General features: G+C 75.2%; 21 protein-coding genes. 9 read left to right on the plus strand and 12 right to left on the minus strand.

Features of this window, described 5'->3' with window-relative positions; genetic code table 11:
• The first annotated feature begins 49 nt into the window (after positions 1-49).
• Together trxA and ACFWN3_RS11440 are read left to right on the plus strand one after the other, a co-directional pair.
• Positions 50-439, plus strand: coding sequence for a thioredoxin (gene trxA / locus ACFWN3_RS11435; protein ID WP_377639662.1), 390 nt, complete (start codon positions 50-52; stop codon positions 437-439).
• A gap of 57 nt (positions 440-496) precedes the next feature.
• Entirely contained in the window at positions 497-757 is a 261-nt protein-coding gene (locus ACFWN3_RS11440) for a metal-sensitive transcriptional regulator (protein WP_377639664.1), read from the plus strand.
• 29 nt (positions 758-786) lie between these two features.
• Here the strand turns inward: ACFWN3_RS11440 and ACFWN3_RS11445 are convergent, their stop codons facing one another.
• On the minus strand, positions 787-1,416 hold the full coding sequence (locus ACFWN3_RS11445) for a class I SAM-dependent methyltransferase (protein WP_377639666.1): 630 nt from the start codon (positions 1,414-1,416) through the stop codon (positions 787-789).
• 369 nt (positions 1,417-1,785) lie between these two features.
• Here ACFWN3_RS11445 and ACFWN3_RS11450 point away from each other — a divergent pair, with 369 nt between their 5' ends.
• A complete protein-coding gene (locus tag ACFWN3_RS11450) occupies positions 1,786-2,595 on the plus strand; it encodes an alpha/beta fold hydrolase (protein ID WP_377639668.1) in 810 nt (269 codons plus the stop codon).
• A gap of 36 nt (positions 2,596-2,631) precedes the next feature.
• On the opposite strand, the gene ACFWN3_RS11455 is transcribed toward ACFWN3_RS11450, so the two are convergent.
• The 3 genes from ACFWN3_RS11455 to ACFWN3_RS11465 are packed head-to-tail and all read right to left on the minus strand — an operon-like array spanning position 2,632 to position 6,426.
• Complete coding sequence (locus ACFWN3_RS11455) at positions 2,632-3,693, minus strand: alcohol dehydrogenase catalytic domain-containing protein (RefSeq protein ID WP_377639670.1); 1,062 nt, start codon at positions 3,691-3,693, stop codon at positions 2,632-2,634.
• A 37-nt stretch (positions 3,694-3,730) separates the two neighbouring features.
• Positions 3,731-5,587 (minus strand): helix-turn-helix domain-containing protein, encoded by a 1,857-nt coding sequence (locus ACFWN3_RS11460; RefSeq protein ID WP_377639672.1) that lies wholly within the window; start codon positions 5,585-5,587, stop codon positions 3,731-3,733.
• A gap of 50 nt (positions 5,588-5,637) precedes the next feature.
• Positions 5,638-6,426 carry a 3-hydroxybutyrate dehydrogenase gene (locus tag ACFWN3_RS11465; protein WP_377639674.1) on the minus strand — a complete coding sequence of 263 codons (789 nt, stop codon included), beginning with the start codon at positions 6,424-6,426 and terminating at the stop codon, positions 5,638-5,640.
• 381 nt (positions 6,427-6,807) lie between these two features.
• Here ACFWN3_RS11465 and ACFWN3_RS11470 point away from each other — a divergent pair, with 381 nt between their 5' ends.
• Entirely contained in the window at positions 6,808-7,791 is a 984-nt protein-coding gene (locus ACFWN3_RS11470) for a LacI family DNA-binding transcriptional regulator (protein ID WP_377639676.1), read from the plus strand.
• Between the two features lie 4 nt (positions 7,792-7,795).
• Here ACFWN3_RS11470 and ACFWN3_RS11475 read toward each other — a convergent pair whose 3' ends face one another.
• From ACFWN3_RS11475 to ACFWN3_RS11485, 3 genes are all read right to left on the minus strand, one after another.
• A complete protein-coding gene (locus tag ACFWN3_RS11475) occupies positions 7,796-9,070 on the minus strand; it encodes a cupin domain-containing protein (protein WP_377639678.1) in 1,275 nt (424 codons plus the stop codon).
• Positions 9,070-9,318, minus strand: a complete 249-nt coding sequence (locus tag ACFWN3_RS11480; protein ID WP_377639680.1) for a BatC protein — start codon at positions 9,316-9,318, stop codon at positions 9,070-9,072. Before ACFWN3_RS11480 ends, ACFWN3_RS11475 begins: the two co-directional genes overlap by 1 nt.
• 249 nt (positions 9,319-9,567) lie before the next feature.
• The gene (locus ACFWN3_RS11485; RefSeq protein ID WP_377639682.1) at positions 9,568-9,735 is read right to left on the minus strand and encodes a hypothetical protein; all 168 of its coding nucleotides are present in this window, start codon (positions 9,733-9,735) and stop codon (positions 9,568-9,570) included.
• An 82-nt stretch (positions 9,736-9,817) separates the two neighbouring features.
• Between ACFWN3_RS11485 and ACFWN3_RS11490 the strand changes: the two genes are divergently transcribed.
• On the plus strand, positions 9,818-10,732 hold the full coding sequence (locus ACFWN3_RS11490) for a LysR family transcriptional regulator (protein WP_377639684.1): 915 nt from the start codon (positions 9,818-9,820) through the stop codon (positions 10,730-10,732).
• An 84-nt stretch (positions 10,733-10,816) separates the two neighbouring features.
• Here the strand turns inward: ACFWN3_RS11490 and ACFWN3_RS11495 are convergent, their stop codons facing one another.
• Together ACFWN3_RS11495 and ACFWN3_RS11500 are read right to left on the minus strand one after the other, a co-directional pair.
• Positions 10,817-13,435 (minus strand): MMPL family transporter, encoded by a 2,619-nt coding sequence (locus tag ACFWN3_RS11495; protein ID WP_377639686.1) that lies wholly within the window; start codon positions 13,433-13,435, stop codon positions 10,817-10,819.
• Positions 13,436-13,461: 26 nt separating this feature from the next.
• Positions 13,462-14,145, minus strand: a complete 684-nt coding sequence (locus ACFWN3_RS11500) for a TetR family transcriptional regulator (RefSeq protein WP_377639688.1) — start codon at positions 14,143-14,145, stop codon at positions 13,462-13,464.
• A gap of 95 nt (positions 14,146-14,240) precedes the next feature.
• On the opposite strand from ACFWN3_RS11500, the gene ACFWN3_RS11505 reads away from it, so the two are divergent.
• Positions 14,241-15,977 (plus strand): aminotransferase class V-fold PLP-dependent enzyme, encoded by a 1,737-nt coding sequence (locus tag ACFWN3_RS11505; protein WP_377639690.1) that lies wholly within the window; start codon positions 14,241-14,243, stop codon positions 15,975-15,977.
• The gene (locus ACFWN3_RS11510) at positions 15,977-16,672 is read left to right on the plus strand and encodes a GNAT family N-acetyltransferase (RefSeq protein ID WP_377639691.1); all 696 of its coding nucleotides are present in this window, start codon (positions 15,977-15,979) and stop codon (positions 16,670-16,672) included. The genes ACFWN3_RS11505 and ACFWN3_RS11510 overlap by 1 nt, the downstream gene beginning before the upstream one ends.
• On the opposite strand, the gene ACFWN3_RS11515 is transcribed toward ACFWN3_RS11510, so the two are convergent.
• Positions 16,641-16,988 carry a DUF952 domain-containing protein gene (locus ACFWN3_RS11515; protein WP_377639693.1) on the minus strand — a complete coding sequence of 116 codons (348 nt, stop codon included), beginning with the start codon at positions 16,986-16,988 and terminating at the stop codon, positions 16,641-16,643. The two genes, ACFWN3_RS11510 and ACFWN3_RS11515, sit on opposite strands and share 32 nt — an antisense overlap.
• Positions 16,989-17,386: 398 nt before the next feature.
• Between ACFWN3_RS11515 and ACFWN3_RS11520 the strand changes: the two genes are divergently transcribed.
• Both ACFWN3_RS11520 and ACFWN3_RS11525 read left to right on the plus strand, forming a co-directional pair.
• On the plus strand, positions 17,387-17,878 hold the full coding sequence (locus ACFWN3_RS11520; protein ID WP_377639695.1) for a GNAT family N-acetyltransferase: 492 nt from the start codon (positions 17,387-17,389) through the stop codon (positions 17,876-17,878).
• A gap of 52 nt (positions 17,879-17,930) precedes the next feature.
• Positions 17,931-18,698: a DUF6624 domain-containing protein gene (locus tag ACFWN3_RS11525; protein ID WP_377639697.1), complete on the plus strand. Its 768-nt coding sequence runs from the start codon at positions 17,931-17,933 to the stop codon at positions 18,696-18,698.
• A 52-nt stretch (positions 18,699-18,750) separates the two neighbouring features.
• Here ACFWN3_RS11525 and ACFWN3_RS11530 read toward each other — a convergent pair whose 3' ends face one another.
• Together ACFWN3_RS11530 and ACFWN3_RS11535 are read right to left on the minus strand one after the other, a co-directional pair.
• A complete protein-coding gene (locus ACFWN3_RS11530; protein ID WP_377639699.1) occupies positions 18,751-20,832 on the minus strand; it encodes an NAD(+) synthase in 2,082 nt (693 codons plus the stop codon).
• 126 nt (positions 20,833-20,958) lie between these two features.
• Complete coding sequence (locus tag ACFWN3_RS11535; protein WP_377639701.1) at positions 20,959-21,939, minus strand: NADPH:quinone oxidoreductase family protein; 981 nt, start codon at positions 21,937-21,939, stop codon at positions 20,959-20,961.
• Positions 21,940-21,954 lie beyond the last annotated feature (15 nt).

A 21,954-nucleotide genomic window follows, 5' to 3' on the forward strand; every position in this document is an offset into this window, starting at 1 on the left:
GCACGAACGGGCCGGCCAGGACACGACCACCGTCGACCCGAGGAGCACCATGGCCACCGTCGAGCTGACCGCCGACACCTTCGAGAGCACCATCACGTCGAGCGACATCGTCCTCGTCGACTGGTGGGCGTCGTGGTGCGGGCCGTGCCGCCAGTTCGCCCCGACCTATGAGAAGTCGAGCGCCACGCACGAGGACGTCGTCTTCGGCAAGGTCGACACCGAGGCCGAGCAGGCGCTCGCCGGGGCCGCCCAGATCACCTCGATCCCGACGATCATGGCCTTCCGCGAGGGCATCCTCGTCTACCGCCAGTCCGGCGCCCTCCCGCCCTCCGGGCTCGAGCAGGTCATCGAGGGCATCAAGGGCCTCGACATGGACGACGTGCGTGCCCAGCTCGCGGCCGCGCAGGCCGGGGTGGCAGCGGAGCAGCAGAACGCCTGACGCCGCAGGTCAGCCGCCGGTAGGGTCGCGCCGTCCACCAGTTCAGGAGGCGCGGGCATGGAGCTTGACCCCCAGGAGATGCAGGCCGTCGTCAAGCGGCTCAAGCGCGCCCAGGGGCAGATCGGCGGCGTCCTGCGGATGATCGAGGACGGCCGCGACTGCTCGGAGGTCGTGACCCAGCTCGCGGCGGTCTCCAAGGCCCTCGACCGCGCCGGGTTCGCCGTCATCGCGGTGGGCCTGCGCCAGTGCCTGACGACGCCCGGGGCGCAGGAGAGCGACGTCGCGGCGATGGAGAAGCTCTTCCTCTCGCTCGCCTGACCCGTTCCGTCACCGGCGCGCACGCGTGGTCAGGCCGGTCGCGCCGACCCCGCGGTGAACCAGCCCCACGAGCGCCCCGGCCAGCCCGCGACGTCGGCCGCGCGCTCGACCTCCACGCTCAGGCCCGCGGCCGTCATCAGGGCCGTGACGTCGCGGTCGACGTGGCAGCCTCCGGCGACCGGCCCCCACCACGGCTGGATCCGCCGCTGGGCCCGGGCCACCCTCGCGTCCGGGCTGAGGCCGTGCTCGACGAAGCGCAGGGTGCCTCCGGGGCGCAGGACGCGGCGAGCCTCGCGCAGCGCGTCCTCGACGCGAGGGACGGTGCACAGGGCCCACGTCGAGACGACGGTGTCGACGCTGCCGTCGGCCGCGGGCAGGGACGCGGCGTCGGTGGCGACCCGCGAGACGGGGCGCCCGAAGGCGGCCATCCGCTCGGCGGCGAGCTCCCACGCGAGGTCCGCGGGCTCGGCGGCGAGGACCGTGGTCACCGCCGCGGGGTAGTGCTCGAGGTTGGGGCCCGAGCCGAAGCCGATCTCGAGGACGACGCCGCGCGCACCCGCGCACACGTCGCGGCGCCAGGTGAGCGCCGGCTCGGCCTGGAGGGCCTGGTGGGTCAGGCGCGGCAGCACCCGCTCCTCCCACCGGTCCCGCAGTCCCATCCGTCCAGTCTCCACCCTGACCGGGACCCGCTCCCTCCCATGGGTGCGTCCGCACCTGCTCAACCCGCTGGATCGATCGATCCAGCGGGTTGAGCATCTCCGGGGGCACCACCCTTGCAGCCGCCCGGGACCTCCGACGACGCCCGTTCCGGCCGCGCCGGATCTGCGACGAGGCCCGTGCACGGGAGCGACGCCCAGGCGACGCCCTTCCGGTCGCGCATGCGCGCCGACGACCGACCCCTCCCGACAGCGCGGGCGGGCCGCGGCGGGCGGCCACGGCAACTCGGTGGCGTCGGCGGGCGGCGGGGCGTTGGATGAGCGGATGACCTCCCCGAGCGCCACCACCGTCCCCGACCCCGCCACGCGCCGGTGACCGCGGCCCCCCCGCAGCCCGTGCTCGCCCACGACCGGGGCGGCCCGAGCGGTGCCGTGCCCGTCGTGCTCCTCCACGCTGGGGTCGCCGACCGCCGGATGTGGGACCCGCAGTGGGCCGCCCTCACCGCCGTCCGCGACACGGCCCGCCCCGACCTGCGCGGCTTCGGCGGGTCGGGCACCCCGCCCACCGGGCCGCTCGACCACGTCGCCGACGTCGTCGCCCTCCTCGACGGGCTGGGCATCGAGCGGGCCCACCTCGTGGGGGCCTCCTTCGGCGCGGGGGTCGCCGCGACCGTGGCCGTCACCCACCCCGAGCGGGTCGCCTCCCTCCTCCTCGCGCCCCCCGGCGGCGCGCTCCTCACCGAGCTGACCGGCGACCTCCAGGACTTCCTCGCCGCCGAGCGACAGGCCCTCGCCGACGACGACCTCGACGCCGCGACCGAGGCGAACATCGCCGCCTGGGTCGTCGGCCCGGGGCGCCACGCGTCCGCCGTCGACCCCGCCGTCGTCGACGCGGTGCGCACGATGCAGCGCGCGGTCTTCGTCCTCGGCGAGACCTGGCCCGAGGACGTCGACGAGCTCGAGCCCGACCCGCCGGTCACCGAGCGCCTCGACGAGATCGCCTGTCCCACGACGGTGCTCGTCGGGGGCCACGACCTCGAGACCTCCCGCGCGGCGGCCGACCTCGTCGAGGGGCTCGTCGCCGGCGCGCGACGGGTCGACTGGCCCGACGTCGCCCACCTGCCCTCGATGGAACGGCCGGACGAGTTCACCGCCCTGCTCCTGGCGCACCTCCCGGACTGACCCCGCCCGACACCGGTGCGCGCGAGGAGCCCGGTCTCAGCGGGTCGGGTCGACGACGAGGATGCCGCGCGAGGGAGCGGTGCCCATCGCCACGAGCGCCTCGCCTGCCGCCTCCAGGCCGAGCGGCTCGGCGTCGGGGGCGAGCAGGTCGCCGAGCGGGAGGCGACCGCCCGCGACGTCCTCGAGCATGGCCGGGTAGTCGGCGGCCGCCATGCCGTGGCTGCCGAGGACGTCGAGCTCCCAGCCGATGACCCGCTCCATCGGGACGGCGGCGCGCCCGGCCGCCGGGGGGAGCAGGCCGACCTGCACGTGCCGCCCGCGCCGGGCGAGCGAGCGGATGCTCGTGCGGCACGCCTCGGGCGACCCCAGGGCGTCGATGCCGACCGCCACCCCGGCGCCCCCGCTCCAGTGCCGCACCGCGTCGACGACGCGGTCGGGGCCGAGCGAGGCGTCGACGACCTCGTCGGCGCCGTGGAAGAGCGCCCGGTCGAGCGACGCGGCCGAGACGTCGACCGCGCACACGAGCGCCCCCCGGGCCCGGGCCACCGCCACCGCCGCGAGCCCCACCCCGCCGCAGCCGATGACGAGCACGCTCTCCCCGCCCTCGACCCGGGCCCGGTGGGCGACCGCGCGGTACGCCGTGGCGACCCGGCAGCCGAGACCGGCGGCCGCCCTGACGTCGAGGTCGTCGGGCAGCCGGACGAGGTTGGTCGTGGCGGCGTGGACGACGACGAGCTCGGCGAAGGAGCCCGGGTCGGTGAAGCCGGGCTGGCGCTGCCGCGGGCACACCTGGCCGTTGCCGGAGGCGCAGACGGCGCACGCCCCGCAGGCCATGACGAACGGCGCCGTCACGCGCACCCCGACCCATATGGGGTCGACCCCTGCGCCCACCGCGTCGACGACGCCGGCGAGCTCGTGGCCCGGGACGTGGGGGAAGGTCGTGATGTCGGCGTCGTGGCCCATCCAGCCGTGCCAGTCGCTGCGGCACAGGCCGCTGGCGAGGACGCGCACGACCGCACCGCCGGGAGGGGCGACCGGGTCGGGGACCTCGGCGACCCGCGGGGTCGCACCGAACGCGTCGTAGGTCAGGGCTCGCACGTCGCCCAGCCTCCCACCGGGAGGTGACGCGTCGTCCTCAGGGGTGGTCGAGGAGGCGGGTGAGGCGCAGGGCCAGCTGGAGCTCGAGCGAGCGCTCGGGCTCCTGCCAGTCGGGGCCGAGCAGCGCGCCGATCCGCTCGAGCCGCTGGCCCACCGTGTTGACGTGGACGTGGAGCAGCCCGGCCGCGTGGAGCGGGCTGCGGCCGGCCTCGAAGAAGGCGGCGAGCGTCGCGACGAGGTCGGTGCCCCGCTTGGCGTCGTAGTCGGCGACCGGGCCGAGCTCGCGCCGGACGTACGACTCGACGTCGGGGGCCGAGCCGACGATGAGGCCCGCGAACCCCAGCTGGGTGGCCGCGGCGCCGCGCCCGCGGTGACCGAGGGCCACGAGGGCCGCGACGGTCCGCACCGCCTCCTCGTGGGCGGCCGGCACGCCCTCGACGCCGGTGAGCGGTCCGACCCCGGCGACGGTGGCCACCGTGCGACGCCCGATCCGCTGGGCCGTCGTCCGCGCGAGCTGGTCGGGGTCGTCGCCGCGCACGAGCGCGACGGTGTCCCCCTCGTGCGACCCCACGAGAGCGCCCTCGTCGAGCGCCGAGCCCGCCGAGAGGAGCAGCCCCCGGGTGGAGGCCGTCGGCTCGCCGCGCACGACGAGGAGGCAGTACGCGGTGTCGGGGTCCAGGCCCGCCCCGCGGGCGAGCTCGAGCCGGTCCTCGACGGGCCCGCGGGCGGTGACGAGCTCGGTCAGCACCCGGTTGCGGGCCGACTGGCGGGCGTCGGCGGCCTGCCGCTCGAAGAGCAGGACGAGGGCGGTGACGACCCCGGCCCGCTCGACCGTGCGCCGGTCGGAGTCGTCGAGGGTGCCGACGTCGCCGACGACGAGCGTGCCGAGGCGCTCGCGGGCGGCGGCGATCCCCAGGGCGTACACGCCGTCGTGCTCGACGAGGCGCCCGGCGTCGAGGTCGGGCAGGTCGGGCAGGGCGGCGAGGCCGTCGGGGACCGTCCCGGCCCGCGGCGACGCGCTGCGCATCGTGCCGTCCTCGCCGACGACGACGGCCCAGCCGCCGAGCAGGTCGGCGAGGGCGAGGGTGAGGTCGTCGACGCCGCCTCCCTCGAGGACGAGAGAGGCGAACCGGTCGTGCGCCGCCGCGGCCTTCTCCACGCCGGCCGCGTACTGCTGCACCGTCTCGTGGGCGCCGGACAGCTGCCGCAGCGCGTCCTCGGCGTCGGCGAGGGCGCGGGTCTGGACGAGGGTCACCGCGGCGAGGGTCGCGAGGTTGCCGAGGAGGCCGACCTCCTCGCGGGTGAACGGGCGCGACGACCGGTTGGCGGCGAAGAGGACCCCGACGAACGTGCCGCCGACGATGAGCGGCGTCCCGCAGATCGCGACGATGCCCTCCTCGCCGACCGCGCCGTCGATCTCGCTCGTGTGGCGGAACCGGTCGTCGGCGCGGTAGTCGGCCGTCCAGTACGGCTTGCGGGTCGACGCCACGAGGCCGCCGAGACCGGCGCCGAGGGCGAGGCGCACCGACTGGAACGCCGCCGAGACCGAGCCGTCGGTGGCCCGCATGTAGGTGTCGTGGTGCTCGGGGTCGAAGAGGGTGAGGTAGGCCAGGTCGGTACCGAGGAGGGCGCGGGCCCGGCGCACGATCGCGTCGAGGACCTGGGCGGGGTCGTTCTCGGTGGCCAGGGCGCGGGCGGTCTCGAGGAGGGCACTGAGGCCGGCCTCGCGGCGCTGGTGCACCTCGCGCCCGGCGGCCACGCGCAGGGCCAGGTCGCGCGCCGTGGGCGGTGCGGGCGCGGCGGCGACGTCGGCGGTCGAGGCGCCCGAGGCGAGCAGCTCGAGCAGGCGGAGGACGTCCTCGAGCGAGCCCGTGTCCTCCACCTCGCTCGTCACGGCCCCGATCCTAGGGAGGGCGCGCGGCCCACGGGCGGGGCCGGCCGCGCTCAGTGCGCCGTCCACCCGCCGTCCATCGTCAGCGACGCCCCGTTGACCGAGGCCGAGGCGGGACCGCAGAGGAAGAGGACGAGGCTCGCCACCTCCTCGGGCTCGACGAGTCGCTTGACCGCGACGGGCGCGAGCATGACGTCCTCGACGACCTCGGACTCCTCGATGCCGTGGGTGCGCGCCTGGTCGGTGATCTGGCGCTCGACGAGCGGCGTGCGCACGTACGCGGGGTTGACGCAGTTGCTCGTGACGCCCTTGGCGCCGCCCTCGAGCGCGACGACCTTCGAGAGTCCCTCGAGCCCGTGCTTGGCGCTGACGTAGGCCGACTTGAACGGGCTCGCCCGCAGCCCGTGGACGCTCGACACGTTGACGACCCGCCCCCAGCCTCGCTCGTACATGTGCGGCAGCGACTGCCGGATGAGCCGGAACGGGGCCGCGAGCATGAGGCGGTGGATGAGGTCGAAGCGGTCGAGGGGGAAGTCCTCGACGGGTGCGACGTGCTGGACGCCGGCGTTGTTGACGAGGACGTCGACGTCGCTCGGCAGCCCGGTGAGCGAGTCGAGGTCGGAGAGGTCGGCGGTCACCGGGGTCACGAGGCCGAGGTCGGCGAGCTCGGCCAGGCCGGAGGCGTCGCGGTCGACGGCGTGGACCTTGGCGCCCCGCTCGGCCAGGGCGCGCGCGACGGCGAGGCCGATCCCGCTCGCGGCCCCGGTGACGAGGGCGGTCCGTCCGTCGAGGTCGGGGACGAGCCCCGCGGTGGCCCCGTGGAGGGCGTGTGCGTCGGCCATGTCGAGGACGGTAGGCCGGGTGGACGGCCGGCCCTGTGTGGGCGCCGCACACAATCGCCCCTGACCCGTGTGCGGCCACCCCGTCGCAGGCGCGCCCCGTTCCGCCGCGTGTGCTCACGCGGTCGCCGGGGCGACCACCTGGGCACACGCGGCGGATGGGGGGGCCGGGGGTCACGGTTTCGACACGACCGTGGACACCTCTAGACCGCCAGGACGCGGGTGTGGGACAACTGTCGCGTGGAGGATGGGAGCGCTCCCACACGGAGCACGGTCGCGGCTCGTCCGCGGTCGACCCGCCCCACACCGACTGGCACCCGTGCCGGGGCCGACAGGGAACCCGGCCACGGCACGGGTGCCGGGCGGCCTCCCACCATCGACGAGGTGGCCCGGGTCGCCGGCGTCGGGCGCGGCACCGCCTCCCGGGTGCTCAACGGCTCACCCCAGGTCTCCGAGGCCGCGCGCGCGGCGGTGCTCGAGGCCGTCGGCGTCCTCGGCTACGTCCCCAACCGGGCGGCCCGCTCCCTCGTGACCCGACGGACCGACACCGTCGCCCTCGTGGTGTCCGAGGACGGCGAGCGCCTCTTCGGCGACCCCTACTTCGCGGCGACGGTGCGCGGCATCGGCGAACGCCTCGGCACGACCCCGTTCCAGCTCGTCCTCACGATGGCCGGTCGGGCCCGCGACCGCGCTCGCGTCGTCGACTACCTCACCGACCAGCACGTCGACGGCGCCCTCCTCCTGTCGCTGCACGCCGACGACGACCTCGCCGACGTCCTCGAGGCGCGCGGGCTGCCCACCGTGTGCGCCGGCCGGCCCGCGCAGCGCCGCCCCGCCTGCGTCGTCGACGCCGACAACCACGGCGGGGGGTTCGCGGCGGTGGCGCACCTCGTCGACCGCGGGAGGCGCCGGCTGGCCCTCATCACCGGCCCGCAGGACATGTCCTCGGGGCTCGACCGCCTCGCCGGGGCCCGGGAGGCGTGGCGGGCGGCCGGCCTCGACGACGCCGACGTCCGCGTCGTCGAGGGCGACTACAGCGAGCGGTCGGGCGAGGCGGGGATGCGGGCCCTGCTCTCGGACGGATCGCCACCGCCGGACGGGGTCTTCGCCGCGGCCGACCTCATGGCCACCGGCGCCCTGCGGGTGCTGCGGGAGGCCGGGTTGCGGGTGCCGGACGACGTCGCGCTCGTCGGGTTCGACGACGCCCCCGTGTGCCGCCACACCGACCCCGAGCTGACGACCGTGCGCCAGCCGGTCGAGGAGATGGGCGCCGTCATGGCCGACCTCCTCCTCGCCCGTCTCGAGGGGCGCGAGGTCGCCCCCGAGACGGTGCTGCCGACGACCCTCGTCGTGCGCGCCTCGACCTAGGCCCTCAGGGCAGCGGCGGCGCGGGCGCTCCCCCGGCGCCCGTGGCCGGCACGAGGACCCCCGCGAGGACGAGGCGGCGCAGCAGGTCGCCGTGCAGGCGTGCGGGGTCGAGGTCCCCGTTGAGGACGACGCGCAGCGCGTCGTGGGCCTCGGGGGGCACCTCCACGCGGGCCACGCGGGTGACGAGGGTGTCGCCCTCCCACCGCGCCGCGAGCCCGTCGCGGACCCGCCAGGCGTGGACGTGGGTGCGCTCGGCGGCGGCGTGCTGGCCGAGGACACCGAGCGGCTCGGCGCGCTGGGACCCGCGGACCCGGGCGGCGAGGAGCAGGGCGAGCTCGTCGTCGGAGACGGCGTCGAGGGCGGCGTCGAGGGCGCGGCGGGCGGTCGCGCGCAGCGCGGCCGGCGACTCCGGGTCGAGGAGGTCGGCGCCGAGGGGGAGCGACGCGCGGGCCGCGGCGTCGCCATCGAGGTGCGTGGCCGCGGCGCCGACGAGGTCGTCGACGACGTGCCGGACGGTCCACGTGTGGATACCGAAGGTGAGGTGGGTGCTGACGCCGCCGAGGGCGGTGGCCGAGTGCAGCCACCCGCGGGGGAGGTAGAGGCAGTCGCCGGGGCGCAGCACCGCGTCGACGACCGGCTCGGCGCGGGCGGCCGCGGCGACGGCCTCACGGCGGTCGGTCCACGGCTGGGTGCGCAGCGGTGCGTCGAGGACGGGGCGCCGCACCTGCCAGTGCTTCTCGCCGGCGACCTGGACGACGAGGACGTCGTGGACGTCGTAGTGGTCGTCGAACCCGCGGTTCTGCGGCGGGGTGACGTAGGCGTTGACCTGCACGGGATGCCCGAGGTCGGCGGCGAGCTCGCGGGCCGTGCGGCCGACCGGCTCCCACGTGCGGTGCAGCGCCTGGAGGACGATCGTCGCGCCCTCGGCGAACTGGCGCAGGACCTTGTCCTCGCTCACCTGGTCGCCGATGGTGGCGCCGACGCCCCCGCCGAGGGTGAGGGCGGAGTCGGGGAGGGTCGCCCCGTCCCTGGCCATCCGCAGGAACGGGGTCCGCAGCGCGCGCGAGGACAGCAGCTCGTCGACGGCGTCGGGGCCGAAGCCGTGGGTCGGCGGGGGGAGCTCGTCGGCGCGGGTCAGCAGTGGCGCTCGACCCCAGTGGTCCCGGGCGAACGCGTCGTGGCCGACGGCGACGAAGGTCGCCAGGCCCCGCTCCGGCGCGACGGCGCCCGGGAGCACGGCCTGGTCGGCCGCGTCCCGGGCGTCGGTGCGTCGGGTCATCAGGAGGCGTCCGCGCCGCCGTCCGCCCCGCCATCGTGCTCGCCCTCGGTGGCGGTGTCGCCCGCGCCGCTGTCGGCCGGACCCTCGGGATCGGTGGCGCCCGCGCCGCCGCCGGCGCCGCCGTCGGCCCCGCCGTCGTGCTCGCCGGGGAGCCCGGTGTCACCGGCGCCCGCGTCGGCCGGGCCCTCGGCCCCGCCGAGCTTGCCGTCGCCATCAGGGAGCTGGTCGTCCATGGGGAGGTCGCTCATCTGCTGCACCCTTCTCGTCGGTCGGCACCACACGGCACCGTGTGCTGCCAGCCAACCACCGAAGGGCGGTCCGTGGGCCGTTGGCTGCAGGCCCGCCCAGCGTTGGACACGGCCGCTGACCTGCGGGAACCCCCGGACATGACACTGACCCTCCGCCAGGTCGTGGCGCGAGGGTCAGTTCAGCGGTGCGACCGGGTGGGTCGCGGTCCCCGGCGGCGGCGTCGGTGGCGCCTGCCGGAGGGGTGGGGCTCAGTACAGGCGCGGGGCCGTGGCCTGGGCCATGAGGTAGAGCTCCTGCGACTCGCGGACGAGGTCGCGGTCGGTGTGCTGCGACCAGCCACGGCCGTGGTGGCGCGAGGTGCGGAACTGGGCGGCGAGGGCGCGGGCCCTCTGGACGGACAGGGTTGCGGTGTTCATGGGGACAATGATCCACCCGTCAACCATTCAGCACAACGCGACTTTACTTAGGGGTTCCGCAGTATGGCTTAAGATTCATCGCATGCTCGACCCGCACCGCATCCGTGTCTTCCGCTCCGTCGTCGCCAGCGGCTCGGTCCAGGCCGCCGCCGACAACCTCGGGCTGACCTCCTCCGCCGTGAGCCAGCACCTCCAGGCGCTCCAGAAGGAGACCGGCCTGACCCTGTTCCAGCGGGCGGGCCGGGGCATCGTCCCCACCGAGGCCGCGCTCGTCCTCCATGCCCAGAGCGACGAGGTGATGAGCCAGTGGGGGCGGCTCGACCAGGTCGTCGCCGACCTGCGCGACGGGCGCTCGGGGCGCCTGTCCATCGGGTACTTCGCCTCGGCCGGCGCGGCGTGGATGCCCTCGCTCGTCAAGCGCCTGACGAGCGAGTACCCCGACCTCGTCCTCGAGCTCGTCCTCACCGAGGTGGAGCACCGCGGGCCGCGGCCCGACATCGACCTCGTCATCGAGCCCCCGGACTCCCCGGTCCCGACCGGGTACCAGCGCACCGACCTCATCGACGACCAGTTCGTCGCCGTCGTCCCGCGCGGCCACCCGCTCGCGGGGGAGCGGACCATCGCCCTCTCCGAGCTCAAGGGCGAGACGTGGGTCAGCAACGACTACGCCAAGTCCTACGGGCACCGGCTCGTCGTCACCGCCTGTGCCGCAGCGGGTTTCCGTCCACGGTTCACCGTCCAGGCCCAGGACCACTACACCGCGATCGGCTTCGTCGGTGCCGGGGTCGGGGTGTCGGTGATGCCGGGGCTCGCGGCGCGCAGCCTGCCGGTCACGGTGGCGCGGGTCCACCTCGAGCCCCCGGCGCCGGTGCGGCACCTCGCGGCCCTCGTGCGCGACGTCGGGTCTCCCAACCCCGCGGCCGAGCGGGCCGTGGCCCTGCTCACCGACCTCATCCACCACCCGAGCGCCCTGCCCCGACGCGCCCTCGTCGGCTGAGGGTCCCCACCCGTCGCGGGTCACCCACGCCGCGAGGCCGCTGCCGGCCCGTGGGAGGTGGGTGACCCGCACGAAGTGCCTGGGTCAGGAGCCGACGGGCTCCCTGTCGCGCTCGGTGGCGCTCGCGGTGGCCGGTGCCGAGCCGAGCTCGCCGGCGGCGAGGCGCTCGGACAGCCTGAGGCCCTCGACGTCGAGGTCGGGAAGCAGCCGGTCGAGCCAGCGCGGCAGGTACCAGGCGCGGTCGCCGAGCAGGTGCATGACCGCGGGGGTCAGCGTCATCCGGACGAGGACGGCGTCGACGATGACGCCCACGGCCAGCCCGAACCCGATCGGCCGGACCATCGCGAGGTGCGAGTAGGCGAAGCCGAGGAACACCGAGAACATGATGACGGCCGCGGCCGTGACGACCTTGGCCCCGTGGACGAACCCGGTCCGGACCGCGGTGCGGCTGTCCTGCCCGTGGGACCGCGCCTCGTGCATCCCCGACACGAGGAACATCTGGTAGTCCATCGCGAGCCCGAAGAGCACGCCGAGCAGGATGATCGGCCCGAACGCGAGGATCGGCCCGGGCTGACTCACGCCGAACACGCCCGCGGCCCAACCCCACTGGTGCACGGCGACGGTCGCACCGAACGCGGCACCGATCGACAGGAGGAACCCTCCGGTGGCCACGAGCGGCACGACGACCGACCGGAAGACGAGGACGAGGATGACGAACGACAGGCCGACGACCACGAGCAGGTAGCCCGGCAGGGCTGCGGCCAACCGGTCCGCCAGCTCGATGTTGGCCACGGTCGCACCGGTGAGGCCGACCTCGACGCCGCTGTGCCGCTCGAGCAGCCCGGCGGCGGAGGTGATCCGGTCGACGGTCTCCTTCGTCGCGGGGTCGGCCGGGCCGGTCGTCGGGACGATCTGGAACGCGAGGGTGTCCTTGTCGTCGCTGACGCCGAACGGCAGGACGCTGCGCACGCCCTCGACGTCCTTGAGCGCGGTCGCGATCCGGGCCTGCTCGCGGAGCACCCCGGCATCGGTCGTGGGCACCTCGCCGGACGGGAGCGTCGCGACGGCGATGACCGGGCCGTTCATGCCCGCGCCGAAGGCGTCGCCGATCGTCGTGTAGGCGACCTGCGCCGACGATCCCTTCGGCTCGGCGCCACCGTCGGGGAGGCCGAGCTGCATCGAGGCGACCGGGATCGAGGCGGTGCCGAGGACGGCGACCACCCCGAGGACGGTCAGCCACGGTCGCGCGGTGACGAACCGGACGTACCAGGCGCCGTGCTCCTCGGTGCCGTCGGCGGAGTCCTCGGCGCGGTGCGCGCCCTCGACGGCGGCGCGCGACGACGGGTCGCCCGGTACCGCCCAGCCGGCCTGGCGCCAGCCGCGCTTCGAGACCACCCGGGTACCCATGAGGCCGAGCACCGCAGGGCTGACCGTGACCGCGACGACGACCGCGACCGCCACCGTGGCGGCGGCGACCAGGCCCATCTCGGCGAGGATCGGCATCCCCGACAGGGTGAGCGCGGCGAGGGCGATCACGACGGTCATCCCGGCGAAGACCACGGCGCTGCCGGCGGTGCCGACGGCCCGGCCGATCGACTCGGTGCGGTCCTCGCCGCGCAGCAGCGAGGCCCGGTACCGCGTGACGATGAACAGGGCGTAGTCGATGCCGACGGCGAGCCCGAGCATGAGGGCGAGCGCCGGCGTCGTCTGGTTGAGCTCGACGACCGCGGTGGCGACCATCGCGGCGCCGAGGCCGACGCCCACGCCGAGGAGGGCGACGAGCAGCGGCAGGCCGGCCGCGACGAGGCTGCCGAGGACGGCGATGAGCACGAGCACCGCGACGGTGAGCCCGATGATCTCGCCGGGACCGACGAGGGCGATCTCCTGGGTGATCTCGACGCTGTAGTGGGCGGTGATCCCGGCCGCGGCGAGCTTCGAGTCGGCCGCCGCGGGGACCTTCTCGCGGTCCTCGAGCGGCACCGACTGGGGGGCGTCGTCGAACTGGAGCTGGGTGACGGCGACGCTGCGGTCCTCGCTCACCAGGCCCGTGCCACCGGAGGCCGCGCGCACGGCGGTCCCGTCGCGGAGCTGCTCCTGTCCGGCGCGCAGCTCGTCCTCACCCGTGGTGAGGTCGGCCTCGGCCGTCGCGAGCCGGGCGCGGCCGTCCTCGACCTGGGCGCGCAGCGCGGGGATGGACGGGTCGTCGGGGTTGGCGGCCTCGAGCTGCGCGAGCAGCGCCTCGCCGCCCGAGAGCTGGAGCCTGCCGTCGGCGAGCTGCTTCCGGCCGTCCTCGAGCTTCGCCTTCCCGGCGTCGAGGTCGGTGCGGGCCTCGTCGAGGGCCGCGCCGGAGGAGTCGAGCTGCTCCTGGGCCTCGAAAGGGTCGATGACGCGGGTGACGTGCGGGACGGCGCGCCAGTCGTCGAGGACGCCCTCGACGACCTCCTGCTGCTCGGGGGTGAAGGCGCCGTCGTCGCTCTGGAGGACGACGGTCGCGAACCCGCCGGCGGCGTCGGGGATCTCGCGGCCCAGCGTGTCCAGGACCCGCTGGAACTGGGTGTCGGGGATGGTGATCCGGCTGCTCAGCGGCTTGCCGAGGGTGCCGGCCATGGCGCCGACGACGGCGAGCAGGACGACCCAGAGGGCGATGACGCGCCAGGCGTGCGTCGCCGACCAGCGGCCGAGGCGGTACAGGAGGGAGGACATGGGGGCCTTCTCGGGTGGGGGAGAGGTCAGGACGGGCGACCGGCGACGCTGCCGGTGCGGTGCGGGTCGAGCCCGGTGCGGACGAGGTCGAGGGCGCTGGTGAGGGAGTCGCGCAGGACGGGTGCCTCGACCCCGGCGGCCGCGGCGCGCGCCCAGACGCGGAAGGCCGCCTCGGCCGCGCCCACGAGGGTCGAGGCGGTCGTGGCGATGCGCAGGTCGTCGGTGCCCGCGGGCAGCCGCTCGCGCAGCCAGCCCTCGAGCCACTCGAGCCACGCGTGGAGCTCGACGAGGCACAGGCCCCGGGCGTGGGGGGAGACCTCGGCGGCGCGCGCGATGACGGCGATCCGCTCGAGGAGCTCGACGTCGCTCGGGTCGGTGATGACGGCGACGGCGCTGTCGAGGACGTCCTCGTCCCGCGGGCGGGCCGCCAGGCGGGCCCCGACCGAGTCGAAGAACTCGGCGATGCTCGCGGTGAGGACGGAGTCGACGGAGGGGAAGTAGTTGAAGAAGGTGCGGCGCGAGACCCCGGCCCGGTCGGCGACGGCCTCGGCGGTCAGGGCGTCGACGCCCTCGTCGCGGACGATGCCGTAGGCCGCGGCGGCCAGCGAGCGGCGGGTCTCGTCGCGCTTGCGGTCGCGCAGCGAGGTGGCCGCCGCGACGACGGAGCAGCGGTCGGCGCCGCCGTCGACGGTGCGGGAGCGGGTGGACATGTCCCGCAGCGTACGCCTCCCATGCACGGCAGTGCAAAACTGCATCCGGATGCACCGGGTTCGGGCGAGGGTGGACGCGTGGGAGGGTGGGGGCCATGGCTGAGCGCACCACCGACGGCGCGCGCGGACCCGCCACCGCGGGGTCCCGCGAGGACGCGCTGCTCCACCTCATCAGGTCCTCCGTCATCGGCGAGGACCACGTCATGGAGACGCCCTACGGACGGCGTCGGGTCACCTACGCCGACTACACGGCGAGCGGCCGGGCCCTGACCTTCATCGAGGACTTCATCCGCGACGAGGTCCTGCCCGCGTACGCCAACACCCACACCGAGAGCAGCGGCACGGGCCTGCAGACGACCCGCCTGCGCGAGGACGCGCGTCGCATCATCCGCGACGCCGTCCACGGCGACGACGACACCGTCGTCCTCTTCGCGGGCTCGGGGTGCACGGGCGCCATCGAGAAGCTCATCGGCGTCCTCGGCCTGCGGATCCCGAGCAACCTCGAGGACCGGTGGGACCTGGCGCGGCACGTCCCCGCCGACCAGCGCCCCGTCGTCCTCATCGGCCCCTACGAGCACCACTCCAACGAGATCCCGTGGCGCGAGTGCGTCGCCGACGTCGTCGCCATCCGCCAGGACGCCGACGGCGGGGTCTGTCGCGAGGACCTGCGGGAGCGCCTCGAGGAGTTCGCCGACCGGCCCCTCGTCATCGGCTCGTTCAGCGCCGCCTCGAACGTCACCGGCATCGTCAGCGACACCCACGGGATCTCGGCGATGCTCCACGCCCACGGGGCGCTGGCCTTCTGGGACTTCGCCGCCGCGGCCCCCTACGTCGACATCGAGATGAACGCCCCGGCCGGCGGCGACCCGCTCTCGTACAAGGACGCCGTCTTCCTCTCGCCGCACAAGTTCATCGGCGGCCCGTCGACGCCGGGCGTCCTCGTCGCGCGTCGCGAGCTGTTCACCAACCGGGTCCCCGTCGTCCCGGGCGGCGGCACCGTCGCGTACGTCAACCCCGAGGAGCACGCCTACCTCGCCGACCCGGCCCACCGCGAGGAGGGCGGGACCCCGGCGATCATCGAGGCGGTGCGGGCGGGACTGGTCTTCCAGCTCAAGGAGGCCGTCGGGGTCGAGACGATCCGCGCCCGCGAGGAGCACTTCCTCTCGCGGGCCGTCGAGGCCTGGCGCAGCGAACCCGGGATCGAGATCCTCGGCAACCTCGACGCCCCGCGCCTGTCGATCGTCTCCTTCGTCGTGCGCGCCCCGTCGGGCCAGTACCTCCACCACAACTACGTCGTGGCCCTGCTCAACGACCTGTTCGGCGTCCAGTCGCGCGGCGGCTGCTCGTGCGCCGGCCCCTACGGGCACCGGCTCCTCGGCATCGACCTCGAGCGCAGCCACGAGTTCGAGCGCGAGATCACCGGCGGCTGCGAGGGCATCAAGCCCGGCTGGGTGCGGGTGAACTTCAACTACTTCCTCTCCGACACCGTGGCCGAGTACGTCGTCGAGGCCGTCCGCCTCGTCGCGCGCGACGGCTGGCGGCTGCTCGGCGACTACCTCTTCGACCCCCTGACGGGGCGCTGGCGACACCGCGACGGCGTCGTCGAGCCGCCGATCCGCCTCGGCGCCGTGCGCTACACCGACGCCGGCAAGATGGACGTGCCGCGCGGCCTCGAGCGGGCCGGGGAGGACGTCCTCGCCGACCAGCTGTCCGAGGGCGCGCGCATCCTCGCCGCCGCGACCCCGCCCGACCTCAGCATCCCCGCCGTCCTCACCGACGACTTCGACCACCTCCGCTGGTTCGACCTGCCGGCGAGTGCCCTCGCGCCCTGATGACGGTGCGCCACAACGCGTTCGGCCAGCCGGTCGGGGACGCCGTCGACGCGTGGACGGGCGCCCCGTTCCCGCCCGGGGCGACCCTCACCGGGCGCCTCGTCACCCTCCGCCCGCTGGAGCCCGGTGACGCCGGGGCGCTGTGGAGTGCGTGGGAGGGCACGAGCGAGGCCGACTGGACCTACCTCCCGATGGAGCGGCCCACCGGCGTCGACGGCACGCGGGTGGTCGTGGACGAGATGGTCGGGGCGCCGACGCTGGCCTACGCCGTCCTCGTGGCCGGGGAGCCCGCGGGTGTGCTGTCCCTCATGCGGGTCGACCCGGCGAACGGGGTCCTCGAGGTCGGCGCCGTGGTCCTGGGGACGCCGCTGCGGCGCACGGCCGGCTCCACCGAGGCGCACCGGCTGCTCATGGGCCACGTCGTCGAGGACCTCGGCTACCGGCGCGTCGAGTGGAAGTGCGACGTCCTCAACGCCCCGTCGATGGCGGCCGCCGAGCGGCTCGGCTACACGTTCGAGGGCGTGTTCCGCAACGCCGTCGTCACCAAGGGGCGCAACCGCGACACCGCGTGGTGGTCGGTGACCGGAGCCGAGTGGCCGCAGGTGCGGGCCCGCCTCGACGCGTGGCTCGACCCGGCGAACTTCGGTGCCGACGGCCGCCAGCTCAGGCCGTTGGCGCGCCGAACGGGGGCCTGAGGACGCGGGTCGCCGTGACGGCGGCGACGGGGAGGGGCCCGTAGAGGTGGGGAAAGAGGTCGGTCGTTCCGGGTCCCCCTGCCTCCCAGCGGATCTCGGCTCCGGCGGCCTCGGGGTCGACGGTGAGGAGGACGAGCTCGCCCTCGTGGTCGCGGTAGTAGCGCCCGAGGACGCCGGGCCACTGCGCGGCGGTGGAGAGGTGGATGAAGCCCGCGTCGGCGAGGGAGAGCCCCAGGCTCGAGCGCTCGTAGCGGCCGGACACCCGGGCCGCGGCCCAGTGGTCGGCCTCGGCGAGGTGGAAGAGCGGGGTCGGCACGTCGACACCCTGCCACGGCCGGACACCACCCCTCTCCCGAACTGCTCCACCCGCTTGATCGATCGATCCAGTGGATTGAGGGTTCTGGGAGGGCGGGAAGGAGGGAGCGGTGGGTGGCGCCCGGACCGCCGGACGTCCGGACGGGCCGGCGATCGAGGGTCGGTCGGTCGGTGACGTCGGCGGCCGAGGGTCGGTCGGTGACGTCGGCGGCGAGGGACAGCGCCGGCGGTGGGGCGGTGAGTGACGCCGGCGGCCGCGGTTCGGCGGGTGGCGGCGGCGGCCGGGGTCGGTGACGCCGGGAGCGACCGGGGGTCGGCGGGTGGCGGCGGCGGCCGGGGTCGGTGACGCCGGGGGCGACCGGGGGTCGGCGGGTGGCGGCGGCGACCTAGGATCGGCGGGTGACCTCGCGCATCCGTCCGGCCGTCGTCGAGGACGTGCCCGTCGTCCTCCGGCTCGTCCGTGAGCTCGCCGAGTACGAGAAGGCGCTGCACGAGGTCGACGCGACCGAGGAGCAGCTGCGAGAGGCGCTCTTCCCGGAGGGGCGGGACGCGGCCGTCTTCGCCCACGTCGCCGAGGTCGACGGCGAGGTCGTCGGCTGCGCCCTGTGGTTCCTGTCGTTCTCGACGTGGACGGGCACCCACGGGATCTGGCTCGAGGACCTCTACGTCACGCCGGCACACCGGGGTTCGGGGCTGGGGCAGGAGCTGCTGCGCACGCTCGCGGCGATCTGCGTCGAGCGCGGCTACCACCGCCTCGAGTGGTGGGTGCTCGACTGGAACACCCCGAGCATCGGCTTCTACGAGTCGATCGGCGCCGTGGCGCAGGACGAGTGGACCCGCTTCCGGCTCGACGGTCCCGCCCTGGGGAGCCTGGCCGTTCCGGGCGGCTGACCGCGGGCGACGAGCACTGGCCCGTCCTAGGCCCGCCTGCCACACTCTGCCGATGGGGCAGGGACGGGACCGCACGGCCCTTCGGGTGGGCCGCACGGCCGGCGCGCTCGGCGCCGTCATCGCGGCGGTCGCCGTGATGGCCGCCGGCTGCAGCGTGCGGACCGACGACCCGCGGTCCGGCTCGCCGTCCACCACGGCCAGCGCGTCGTCATCGGCGAGCCCGTCGGGGTCCCCCGGCGTGAGCCGGGCTCCCGCGCCGGCACCGTCGATCATCGACAAGCCGCCGACGACCGCTCCCGTCGCGGAGCCGGAGCTGCGCACGGAGCTGCTCGCGATGCTCGTCCAGGACCAGGCGGTGCGCACCGGTGTCGCGCCGCCCGGTGACGCACGGACCGCCGGGGAGCTCGCCGGCGACTGGGACGAGACCGACCGGCGGAACAACGCCAGGATGGCCGAGATCCTCGACGAGCACGGCTGGCCGGGCTGGCGCCTCGTCGGCAGCGACGGGGCCTTCGCGGCGTGGGTGCTGGTCCAGCACGCCGACCTCGACGTCCCCCTGCAGGAGCGCGGGCTCACCCTCATGACGACGGCCGTCGAGCAGGGCGACGCCGACCCGAGCGACCACGCGTACCTCGTCGACCGGGTCCGGGTGGCCAAGGGGGAGCCGCAGGCCTACGGGACCCAGTGGGGAGCCGACGCCACCGGAAAGCCCGAGCCGCGCACCCCCATCGAGGACGAGGCGCAGGTCGACGTCCGGCGCGCGAAGGTCGGCCTCGGCACCATCGACGCCTACCTCGAGGAGCTCGCCTCGATGGAGTGAGCGGCCCGCCTCCCGCCGGCGCCCGCGACCGGCGGCCCGGTGGCCCCCGGGGTCAGGACCCCGGGACGGTCTCCTCGAGCTCCTTCAGCCAGGCCGTCGCGGCGGCGTCGGACGGCATCCGCCAGTCACCGCGCGGCGAGAGCGAGCCCCCGGCCACGACCTTCGGGCCGTTGGGGATCGCCGACCGCTTGAACTGGTTCTGGAAGAACCTCCGGTGGAACACCGTCATCCACCGCTTGACCGTGGCGAGGTCGTACTCCGGGCGCGACCCCTCGGGGAAGCCCGCCGGCCACGCCCCGCGCGAGGCGTCGGCCCACGCGTGCTCAGCGAGGAACGCGATCTTCGAGGGGCGGTAGCCGCGGCGCAGGACGTGGAAGAGCGTGAAGTCCTGCAGGTTGTAGGGGCCGACGGAGTCCTCGGTCGACTGGATCCTCTCGCCCTCCTTCGTGGGGACGAGCTCGGGGCTGATCTCCTGGTCGAGGATCTCCAGCAGGGTCTGGTTGACCTCGCCCTCGAACTGCCCCGACGACACGACCCAGCGGATGAGGTGCTGCATCAACGTCTTCGGCACCCCGGTGTTGACCCCGTAGTGCGACATCTGGTCGCCGACGCCGTAGGTGCACCAGCCCAGCGCCAGCTCGGATAGGTCGCCGGTGCCGAGGACGATCCCGCCGCGCTGGTTCGCCGCCCGGAAGAGGTAGTCGGTGCGCAGGCCCGCCTGGACGTTCTCGAAGGTGACGTCGTAGACCTCCTCGCCCCGCCCGAACGGGTGGCCGAGGTCGGTGAGCATCTGGGTGGCGGCGGGGCGGATGTCGAGCTCCTCCCACGTGATGCCGAGCGACTCCATCAGGTGGATCGCGTTGCTCTTGGTACCCGCGCTCGTGGCGAAGCCCGGCATCGTGAAGCCGAGGACGTGGGTGCGGGGGAGGCCGAGGCGGTCGCAGGCCTTCGCCGCGACGATGAGCGCGTGCGTGGAGTCGAGCCCGCCCGAGACGCCGATGACGATCGTCGGGATCCGCTCGGGGTCGCCGCCGCCGATGGCCCGCATCCGCTGCTCGAGCCCCGAGACCTGGATGTTGTAGGCCTCGTAGCAGTCGAGGGCCAGGCGCTCCTCGTCGTCGGGGACGAAGGGGAAGCGGTCGACGCCGCGCTGGAGCCCGAGGTCGCCGCTGGGCGGGCGGAGCCGGAACGGCACGACGCGGAAGCCGGCGTCGTCGGCCGAGTAGGCCTCGGCGTTGTCGTCGAAGCTGCCCTGGCGCAGCCGCTCCTGGCGCAGGGCGTCGAGGTCGACGTCGACGACCGTGGCGCGCGGTCCGTCGGGGAAGCGCTCGGACTGGCCGAGGAGCGCCCCCATCTCGTAGACCATCGTCATGCCGTCCCACGACAGGTCGGTCGTCGACTCCCCGGCCGAGGCGGCGGCGTACGCGTAGGCGGCGTTGCAGCGGGCGCTCGCCGAGCGGGCCAGCAGGTGGCGGTCCTCGGCGCGCCCGACGGTGATGGGGGAGGCCGAGAGGTTGAGCAGGATGCTCGCGCCGGCGAGGGCGGCCTCGTGGCTCGGCGGCACCGGCACCCACATGTCCTCGCACACCTCGGCGTGCACGGTGAGCCCCGCGACGTCGTCGGCCGCGAAGAGGAGGTCGGGGCCGAACGGGATCTCGCCGTCGACGTCGGCCCCCGGCCAGCCGGGCCGGACGATGAACTCGCCCTGGTGGCCGGCGCCCGCGGCGAAGTGGCGCTTCTCGTAGAACTCGCGGTAGTTCGGCAGGTAGGACTTCGGCGCGACGCCGAGGACCTCACCGCGGTGGATGACGACCGCGCAGTTGTAGAGGCGGTTGCCGTGGCGCAGCGGGGCGCCGACGACGACGAGGGGCAGGAGCTTGGTCGTGGCCTCGGCGAGGGTGACGACCGCGGTGTCGACGGCGTCGAGGAGGACGTCCTGGAGGAGGAGGTCGTCGATGGCGTACCCGGAGAGCGAGAGCTCGGGGAACAGGGCGACGGCGACCCCCATGTCGTGGCAGCGCCGGACCTCGTCGAGGATGCGCGCGGCGTTCGCGACGGGGTCGGCGAGGGTCACGGGCACGGTGCACGCCGCGACCCGGGCGAACCCCTGCGCGTAGACGTTGCGGAAGTCCATGCCCCGAGCCTATTGCCGACGCCGCGCGGAACCGCCCGGGGCAGATTTGACCACCAGGGCGATCGTGTCCAGGGCGCGCGGGACGGATTCGACCAATTGGGCGATCTTGTCCCACCGGGCTGCAGCTCAGGGGGTCAGCAGGACCTTGCCGACGGCCCGGCGCTCGTCGACGGTGGCAAGGGCGGCGGCGGCCTCGGCGAGGTCGCGGACCTCCCCGATCACCGGGTCGACGGCACCGGACTCCAGCAGCGGGACGAGGTCGTCCCACTGGCGCCGGAGGACGGCGGCTCCCGGGCCGGCGGGGTGGGTCCACCACGCGCCCCACCCGACACCGACGACCGAGACGTTGGTGAGGAGGAGCCGGTTGACCTTCACCTCGGGGATCGACCCGGCCGTGAAGCCGATGACGAGGAGCCGGCCGCCGGGGGCGAGGGAGCGCAGCGAGTCGGTGAAGCGGTCGCCGCCCACGGGGTCGACGACGAGGTCGGCACCGCGCCCTCCGGTGAGGTCGGCGACGGCGCCGCGGAACCCGTCGGCGAGGACGACCTCGTCGGCACCGGCTCGTCGGGCGACCTGCGCCCTGTCCTCGCTCGACACGACGGCGACGACGCGGGCCCCCCAGGCCTTGGCCAGCTGGACGGCCGCCGTGCCGATGCCGCCGGCCGCGCCCTGGACGAGGACGGTCTCTCCCTCGCGGAGGCGGCCGCGCTCGCGGAGGGCGAAGTGGCAGGTCAGGTAGTTCATCGGGAGGGCGGCGCCCTGCTCGTACGTCGTGCGCTCCGGGAGGGGGAAGACGGCCTGCGGGTCGGCGGCGACGACCTCGGCGAACCCCCCGAGGAAGGGGAACGCGGCGACCCGGTCGCCCTCCTCGAACCCGCTGCCCGTGGGGGCGGAGCGCACCCGGCCGGCCACCTCGGAGCCCGGGACGAAGGGCAGGTCGGGGGTGACCTGGTACTGACCGCGGGTCAGCAGGACGTCGGGGAAGCAGATCCCGGCGGCCGCGACCTCGATGACGACGCGGGTGCCTCCGGCGTCGTCGGGGTCGGGGAGGTCGACGACCTCGACGCTGGAGGGGCCGTCGAGGCGGGTCACCTGGGCTGCGCGCATCGCCTCATCGTAGGG

Source organism: Oryzobacter terrae (genome assembly GCF_042756445.1).
GTDB lineage: Bacteria > Actinomycetota > Actinomycetes > Actinomycetales > Dermatophilaceae > Oryzobacter > Oryzobacter terrae.

What these genes read in the sequence shown, in the direction of transcription:
- ACFWN3_RS11530 (WP_377639699.1), bottom strand. Translation starts at nt 20,832, where the DNA reads ATGGACTTCCGCAACGTCTACGCGCAGGGGTTCGCCCGGGTCGCGGCG.
- ACFWN3_RS11440 (WP_377639664.1), top strand. Translation starts at nt 497, where the DNA reads ATGGAGCTTGACCCCCAGGAGATGCAGGCCGTCGTCAAGCGGCTCAAG.
- trxA (WP_377639662.1), top strand. Translation starts at nt 50, where the DNA reads ATGGCCACCGTCGAGCTGACCGCCGACACCTTCGAGAGCACCATCACG.
- ACFWN3_RS11485 (WP_377639682.1), bottom strand. Translation starts at nt 9,735, where the DNA reads ATGAACACCGCAACCCTGTCCGTCCAGAGGGCCCGCGCCCTCGCCGCC.
- ACFWN3_RS11500 (WP_377639688.1), bottom strand. Translation starts at nt 14,145, where the DNA reads ATGTCCACCCGCTCCCGCACCGTCGACGGCGGCGCCGACCGCTGCTCC.
- ACFWN3_RS11445 (WP_377639666.1), bottom strand. Translation starts at nt 1,416, where the DNA reads ATGGGACTGCGGGACCGGTGGGAGGAGCGGGTGCTGCCGCGCCTGACC.
- ACFWN3_RS11495 (WP_377639686.1), bottom strand. Translation starts at nt 13,435, where the DNA reads ATGTCCTCCCTCCTGTACCGCCTCGGCCGCTGGTCGGCGACGCACGCC.
- ACFWN3_RS11475 (WP_377639678.1), bottom strand. Translation starts at nt 9,070, where the DNA reads ATGACCCGACGCACCGACGCCCGGGACGCGGCCGACCAGGCCGTGCTC.
- ACFWN3_RS11525 (WP_377639697.1), top strand. Translation starts at nt 17,931, where the DNA reads ATGGGGCAGGGACGGGACCGCACGGCCCTTCGGGTGGGCCGCACGGCC.
- ACFWN3_RS11535 (WP_377639701.1), bottom strand. Translation starts at nt 21,939, where the DNA reads ATGCGCGCAGCCCAGGTGACCCGCCTCGACGGCCCCTCCAGCGTCGAG.
- ACFWN3_RS11510 (WP_377639691.1), top strand. Translation starts at nt 15,977, where the DNA reads ATGACGGTGCGCCACAACGCGTTCGGCCAGCCGGTCGGGGACGCCGTC.
- ACFWN3_RS11480 (WP_377639680.1), bottom strand. Translation starts at nt 9,318, where the DNA reads ATGAGCGACCTCCCCATGGACGACCAGCTCCCTGATGGCGACGGCAAG.
- ACFWN3_RS11465 (WP_377639674.1), bottom strand. Translation starts at nt 6,426, where the DNA reads ATGGCCGACGCACACGCCCTCCACGGGGCCACCGCGGGGCTCGTCCCC.
- ACFWN3_RS11505 (WP_377639690.1), top strand. Translation starts at nt 14,241, where the DNA reads ATGGCTGAGCGCACCACCGACGGCGCGCGCGGACCCGCCACCGCGGGG.
- ACFWN3_RS11490 (WP_377639684.1), top strand. Translation starts at nt 9,818, where the DNA reads ATGCTCGACCCGCACCGCATCCGTGTCTTCCGCTCCGTCGTCGCCAGC.